Here is a 5,916-nt window from a genome sequence, read left to right as displayed (position 1 = left end):
ATGCGGCAAGCGTTCGACAACAGCTTCTTCAAGCGGATGGGGCTTTTCAGCGTCATCAAGATGCAGTAAGCCCGCCTCTTACGTTTGAAAACCGCCGGATGCCGAACGGCATGTCCGCAGCCCTCACTGGGGCAATGCGGTGTGGGAGGGAGTGACCGTGAGATCACTCTCTACCCGATCGTGAGGCGCTTTTTCTCCTCAGCTGCACGAACAGGTTCCAAGGCCCGGTGAGTTTCCTCAGGCGGACTCGCCGGCTCTGATTGAGTCAGTTGCTCTTTTTATCCAGAGCCTCTGCGACGATTTCAGCAATATCCTTGACCACTGTTTCTTCGTCTTTCCTCTGCGATTTGGCAGTGTCCAGCATCGACATACAGAAAGGACAGGCCGTGGCGATGCGTGTCGCTTTCGTGGCTTTCAGCTCATCGAAGCGAATAACATTTATTCTCTGAGTTCTGCTGCCGTCGAACCAGAACTGTCCGCCGCCTGCACCGCAGCACAGTGAAGAAAGCCCCTTGTTTTCCGGCTCGCGCAGATCTGGTACGAACGTCCGAAGCGCCGATCGCGGGGACTGGGCAATTCCATTGTAGCGGGCCAAGTAACAAGGATCGTGATAAACGGTTGAAGCCTCATCAAGGGACAGAGCCGGGAGTAGCTTTTTGGAAATTAAATCCAAAATAAAATCCGCATGGCTGATGACCTGGAACTTGCCGCCGTCGAACTGCGGATACTCATGGGCCAGCGTATTGAAGCAATGCGGGCAGGCGCAGAGTATACGGTCAAAGCTGTAGCGCTTGAAATTTTCAATGTTTTCCGCGGCAGCGGTCTGAAACAGATACTCTTCCCCCAGGCGCCTTGCAAAATCGGCATGGCATCTTTCCTCCGGCATGACGCCGAAGGAGACGCCGGCAGCCTTTAGGATTTTGACCATGGCCCGAGCGATTTTCTGGGCTCTTCTGTCATAAGAGGCGGCGCAGCCGACCCAGTACAACACGTCGACATGCCGGCCTTCTTCCAGTAGGGAAACATCCAAGCCGGAAGCCCAGTCCAGCCTGGAGCCGGGATCAAGACCCCAGGGATTTCCCACCGTGGCGACATTCTGCAGGGTTTTTGCAACCCCCGGAGGGAATTTCCCTTCCTCAAGTGCGTAGTGGGTCCGCATCTGGACGACGAGATCCGGAATGTCGATGCGGGAAGGACAGGCGTTCAGGCAGGCTCCGCAGGTGCTGCAGGACCAAAGCTCCTGTTCAGAGATTACGCTGGAAAGGTCTTGTGCTTCCTTCTGCCTGCCGGCCCGCTGCAGCTTCAGCACGAACTCTTTGGGATTCAAAGGAGTTCCCATTTTGACCGCGGGGCACACCGCAGTGCATCTTGCGCATTCCGTGCAGGCTTCGAAGTCAAGCCGTTTTTTCCAAGACATTTGGTCGAACTTAGAAATGCCAAAGGATTCCTGCTCCTCGATCTTTTCAATTTTGGGAACGGCTCCAAGAGGCTCCAGCTTCTGTTCAAAAATGTTCCACGGCGCCTTAAAGATGTGGGAGTAAAAGGTGGCGGGAATTGCTGCAATGAACACGAGGGCGCTCAAGCCGTGGATCCACCACAGCAGCGCGTGTGCTGTGGTAAGGCTCGGGGCGGAAAGGCTGGAAAACAATCCGGCCAGCAGGCAGCCTACGGGGGACCAGCCTGCCCATTCCGGTTTCTGCGCAGCCAGGCGAAGCGCCTCAATGAAAAAGCCGGTGATGATGATGAAGGCAAGGGATCCGATCAACGCGGCAAAGCGTGGCGAAGCCTCCAGCGATGGGCCTTTTTTTATCCATCGGCTGTAAGCTGCGTAGCCGAGACCGATAAGTGCAGCCACGCCGGCGCAGTCGAGGATGAGTTTGTAGAAAAGATAAAAATCACCTTTTAGGAAGCGGACGCCAAAGAGAGGTCTTGTCACATCCCAGTCCAGCGTAGCCGCAGCAGTCCCGAAAAATAGGAAAATGAATCCCCAGAAAATCGCGAAATGCGCTTTCCCCGAAGCCGTTCTCATGATGCGTGTCTGCAGAAAACCTTCGTTCCACAGACGACGGAGCCTTTCGCGAGGGGCCTCTTTGAGCGCCTTGGGCTTGCCGGAAAGAATGGCTCTGACTGATTTGACCGTTCCCCATGCGCAGAAGAGTACGGCGAGGATCCCGAGGATATAGATCAGGATCTGGCCTTCTACGGGGATGTTCCAGAATGTCGGGCGAAATGGAGTGGGGTTCATACAAAAAATTTTTGAAAAGACTTATTCCGATTTAATGCGAAGGTAATTTCTGCGGCCTCTTCCGTCGGGAATGGACAGAACAAGGCAGGGAGCACCGTAATCCCAGACTATCGTCTTGAATTTGATCACAGGGGCCGGCAACCGCCAGTTTCTGGCAAGCGTCACGTGGGCCCTGAAAGGGGTTTTATCATAACCAATGCCGATATTGGCAAGTTCTTTGCGAACCAGGCCGGCCAGGGCGCTCAGGGATGAATCGGTCTCACCCAGCCAAAGGATTCCGGATTTTGGAAAGACGCCCATGCGGTCCAGTACAAAGCGAGAGCCTGGGAATGAACCTGTCCTGAGCATTCGCAGAATTTTCCCGCGGTCTTCCTGACTGATGCCGCCCAGAAAGGCGAGCGTCATATGAAGCTTGTTTGCCGGGGTGAGTCTGAATTTTCCATTAGGCTGCAGATGCTCGATTTGTTTTGATACTTTATAGATTTTTCCCCGGGTCTTTTCGTCAGGCCAAAGGGCAATAAAAGCCCTCAGCGGTTCTTCCATTGCCAATATTTCGCTCCAGGACACGGCTGGTTGATCTAATGGTCGCAGCGCTGACGGCGCCAATCGGCGATTGCATTTGCTGCATCGCATATCAGCTGCGGGCCGGAATAAATGAAACCAGTGTAAAGCTGGACCAGACTGGCTCCGGCCTCCATTTTTGCTACGGCGTCTTCGGCGCTCATGACGCCCCCGGAGGCGATGATGGGCAGTGCCCGCTTAAGATGATCCGATAGAATTCGGACGACTTCCGTCGAGCGTTCAAACAGGGGCTTTCCGGACAGTCCGCCGACCATGGTGCTGTTAGGCAGCCCTTCGATGCCCTTTCTTGAGATGGTCGTATTGGTTGCAGTGACGGCGTCCATTCCGTACTTCACGAACTGGTCGGCGGCTCGGCGGATGGCGTCAGCGTCCAGGTCCGGGCTGATTTTCACAGTAATGGGAACTTTCCTTCCCTGTTTATCCGCCAGCTCCTTTCTTTTCTCAGAGATTCCTTTCAGCAGAGGATCCAGCTCGTTTTCATCCTGGAGTTTGGTCAGACCGGGCGTGTTAGGGCAGGAAATGTCTATGGCTAGGTAATCTGCTTTTGAATACATTTTTTCCATGCATTCCTGATAATCACCCAGAGCGCCTTCCAAAGGGGTGGAATTTTGTTTTCCGATATTGATGCCGAGAATACCGCCTCTTAACTTGAACGCATCAGCACTTTTTAAATTCTTCAAAGCTTCAAGTGCGCCGCAGTTATTGAACCCCATGTGGTTGATGATGCCCTTGGCGGGTATCACTCTCCAGCAGCGTGGTTTTTCATTTCCCGGTTGCGCCCTCGGCGTGATGGTGCCGACTTCGATATGACCGAAGCCGAGTCCTCCCAGCGCCTGCACGTGCGAGCCCGTTTTGTCCATCCCTGCGGCAAGGCCTATGGAATTCGGGAATCTCAGCCCCATCACAGTGACAGGCGAATCATTTGGCAGTTTTGCGACCAAGCGGGTTAGCCCGAAGGCAACAGCCCAATCAATGTTGTGCATTATTACAGCGTGAGCTGTTTCAGGAGACATACGGAAAAGCACGGATCGAGCGATGTCGTAGAGCATGGTTTTTCTGTTTTGAATGGGAAGGAATGCTGTTATTTTAAAGAGTTCGGAACCGTAGTTTTAAATAGTCGGTCGGCCTTGTCCGCAGCGTCGAAAATGGCCTCCTGGCATTCATCAAGGGGTTGCCATTTGCCCTCCCAGTAAACTTCAAAGGGGCGAAACTGGCTTTTATAACTCATGCCGGGATTTATGGCCTGCCACGCTCCAAGATAAAGCCTCGCTTCTGCGCCAAGCTTTTTTGTGAACTCTATTTCATTCAGTATTGAAAAAGTCCCCAGGCTCCTGCGGGCTTCTTCGGGTGAATAAAAGGTATAAACGGCAGAAATACCGCGTGGGAGGACATCCATAAGGGAGACAAGAACCAGACGGCCTTTCATCCGGTACTCAACCGCAAAGGTGTCCACGTTTGAGAACAAAAGCGCTTCTTCAAATTCCTTTTCTCCGAACCGAACCATTGGAGACCCCGGGTGGCGGATGGCTTCGTAGTGCGTATAAAGCCTATAGGCTTCTTCCGACATGGCGCTGGCGGCAGGAATGACGCTTTGGGTCAGATCCTGGTTTCGGTTCCATATTTTCTGCTGGGTTCTGCTACGGCGGAAGCGGTGGACATCCACCCTGCCCTGGACGCAGCTGAGGCAACAGCGGCAACGGGTTTGATACAGCAGGCTGCCCTGGCGGCGGTATCCGTGCCGGATCATCTCGTCGTAAAAAACGACGGGGTCGTGCTGGATATTCTGGGCGAATGCGAACGTGGCGAGCCTTCTGTCATGGAAGTAGTCGCACGCGAATTCCAAAGAAGAAAATTCTCGGAATTTAAAAACGCGAGGCTTCAGATTTGAGCCGCAAGGGGGAGAATCGTTTGTTTCCATAAAGCCAGTTAACCTTTGCGGAGTAAAAAGAGCTCATCAGGGAGCGTCTTCTCGCTGGACAGATGGTCATTGTCCAGGAAAATGATGTGGTGCGTGCCAAGACTGCCTTTCCTGCGATCTTCAAAAAAAATCCGAAGCGTTTCCCTGATTGTGCCGAAGGCAAGATCACCCCAAGGGATTTCCTTTTCGGTGAACAGCCGGCATTCCATAGTTTCCTCTCCTGCGCAGAATTCCGGAGATGCCATGCTGGCCAAATAAAAAAGATGGATTTGATTTGCAAAAGGGACGTCCATGACGGTGCAGAGCTTTCCGAGTCTGACCCGGATGCCGGCTTCCTCCAGGGTTTCTCTAAGCGCTCCCTGGGCGGTAGATTCTCCTAACTCCTGATACCCGCCAGGCAGCGTCCAGTAGCCTCGGCGCGGGTTGATGTTGCGGCGGCACAGCAAAACTCTGTCTTTCCAGACGGGAAGGGTTCCGCAAACTGGCAGGGGATTGGAGTAGCTGATGAAGCCGCAGCGCAGGCAGACCTGACGAACCCTGACATCGCCGGCGGGGACCTTGCTGACCATAAGATGACCGCAGCGGCAGCAGTATTGTGGTTTGAAGTCTGGGTTGCTCATGTTTTTTTTCCGCTCGTTCTTGACAAACAGAATTTTATTCGTACAATAATCACCCGTCAGATGTTTGGTTACCGCGGGGTGGAGCAGCCCGGTAGCTCGTCGGGCTCATAACCCGAAGGTCGTAGGTTCAAATCCTACCCCCGCAACCATTTGATCTGGAGGCCGCCAAAGAAGTTGGGCGGTTTTATTTTTCCCAGCATTTTAGGGGGAGAAATAAAAAAAGTTCGAATAGCTTGACAAAAAGAAATTAAGTCTGTAATATTCGAACTCCGCCGTTTGAACGGCAGTGATCTTTAAAAACTGAACAACGAACCGATAAGCGTGGGCATCTGGTTTTTGAGAGCCTCAGGAATTCCTTCGGGAGTTCCGCTCAAAAGAAATCAGGTGCTCGAAAAAAACGAATGGAAGATAGAAGGCTTCGCAAGAAGCTTTCGCATCACCAGTCGATGATTTTGAGCGCGACGCCCTGGAAACAGGGCAGCAGTAACAGCAGTGATTGAACTCAAGAGTTTGATCCTGGCTCAGATTGAACGCTGGCGGCATGCCTTACA

General features: G+C 53.0%; 5 protein-coding genes and 1 tRNA gene. 1 reads left to right on the top strand and 5 read right to left on the bottom strand.

What is annotated here, in order from left to right:
* Positions 1-265: 265 nt before the first annotated feature.
* Genes MAF45_RS11090 through MAF45_RS11070 form a run of 5 tightly spaced genes read right to left on the bottom strand, consistent with a single transcriptional unit; the run spans position 266 to position 5,365 of the window.
* The gene (locus tag MAF45_RS11090) at positions 266-2,245 is read right to left on the bottom strand and encodes a (Fe-S)-binding protein (RefSeq protein ID WP_237980696.1); all 1,980 of its coding nucleotides are present in this window, start codon (positions 2,243-2,245) and stop codon (positions 266-268) included.
* A 21-nt stretch (positions 2,246-2,266) separates the two neighbouring features.
* The gene (thpR, locus tag MAF45_RS11085) at positions 2,267-2,788 is read right to left on the bottom strand and encodes an RNA 2',3'-cyclic phosphodiesterase (RefSeq protein ID WP_237980694.1); all 522 of its coding nucleotides are present in this window, start codon (positions 2,786-2,788) and stop codon (positions 2,267-2,269) included.
* Positions 2,789-2,823: 35 nt separating this feature from the next.
* Complete coding sequence (locus MAF45_RS11080) at positions 2,824-3,876, bottom strand: quinone-dependent dihydroorotate dehydrogenase (RefSeq protein ID WP_237980692.1); 1,053 nt, start codon at positions 3,874-3,876, stop codon at positions 2,824-2,826.
* A gap of 32 nt (positions 3,877-3,908) precedes the next feature.
* Positions 3,909-4,745: an arginyltransferase gene (locus MAF45_RS11075; protein WP_237980690.1), complete on the bottom strand. Its 837-nt coding sequence runs from the start codon at positions 4,743-4,745 to the stop codon at positions 3,909-3,911.
* A gap of 8 nt (positions 4,746-4,753) precedes the next feature.
* Positions 4,754-5,365 (bottom strand): NUDIX hydrolase, encoded by a 612-nt coding sequence (locus MAF45_RS11070; protein WP_237980688.1) that lies wholly within the window; start codon positions 5,363-5,365, stop codon positions 4,754-4,756.
* A gap of 72 nt (positions 5,366-5,437) precedes the next feature.
* Here MAF45_RS11070 and MAF45_RS11065 point away from each other — a divergent pair.
* Positions 5,438-5,514: transfer RNA gene (locus tag MAF45_RS11065), tRNA-Met, on the top strand.
* The last annotated feature ends 402 nt before the right edge of the window (positions 5,515-5,916 follow it).

Origin of the sequence: Mesosutterella porci (assembly GCF_022134585.1) — a bacterium.
GTDB classification, from domain to species: Bacteria; Pseudomonadota; Gammaproteobacteria; order Burkholderiales; family Burkholderiaceae_F; genus Mesosutterella; species Mesosutterella porci.
The sequence above is the reverse complement of the archived record's forward strand: the minus strand, read 5'-3'. Positions and strand labels throughout refer to the sequence as shown.

Bases quoted from the DNA above. Each gene is read 5' to 3' on its own strand.
- MAF45_RS11090 (WP_237980696.1), bottom strand. From the start codon at position 2,245: ATGAACCCCACTCCATTTCGCCCGACATTCTGGAACATCCCCGTAGAA.
- thpR (WP_237980694.1), bottom strand. From the start codon at position 2,788: ATGGAAGAACCGCTGAGGGCTTTTATTGCCCTTTGGCCTGACGAAAAG.
- MAF45_RS11080 (WP_237980692.1), bottom strand. From the start codon at position 3,876: ATGCTCTACGACATCGCTCGATCCGTGCTTTTCCGTATGTCTCCTGAA.
- MAF45_RS11075 (WP_237980690.1), bottom strand. From the start codon at position 4,745: ATGGAAACAAACGATTCTCCCCCTTGCGGCTCAAATCTGAAGCCTCGC.
- MAF45_RS11070 (WP_237980688.1), bottom strand. From the start codon at position 5,365: ATGAGCAACCCAGACTTCAAACCACAATACTGCTGCCGCTGCGGTCAT.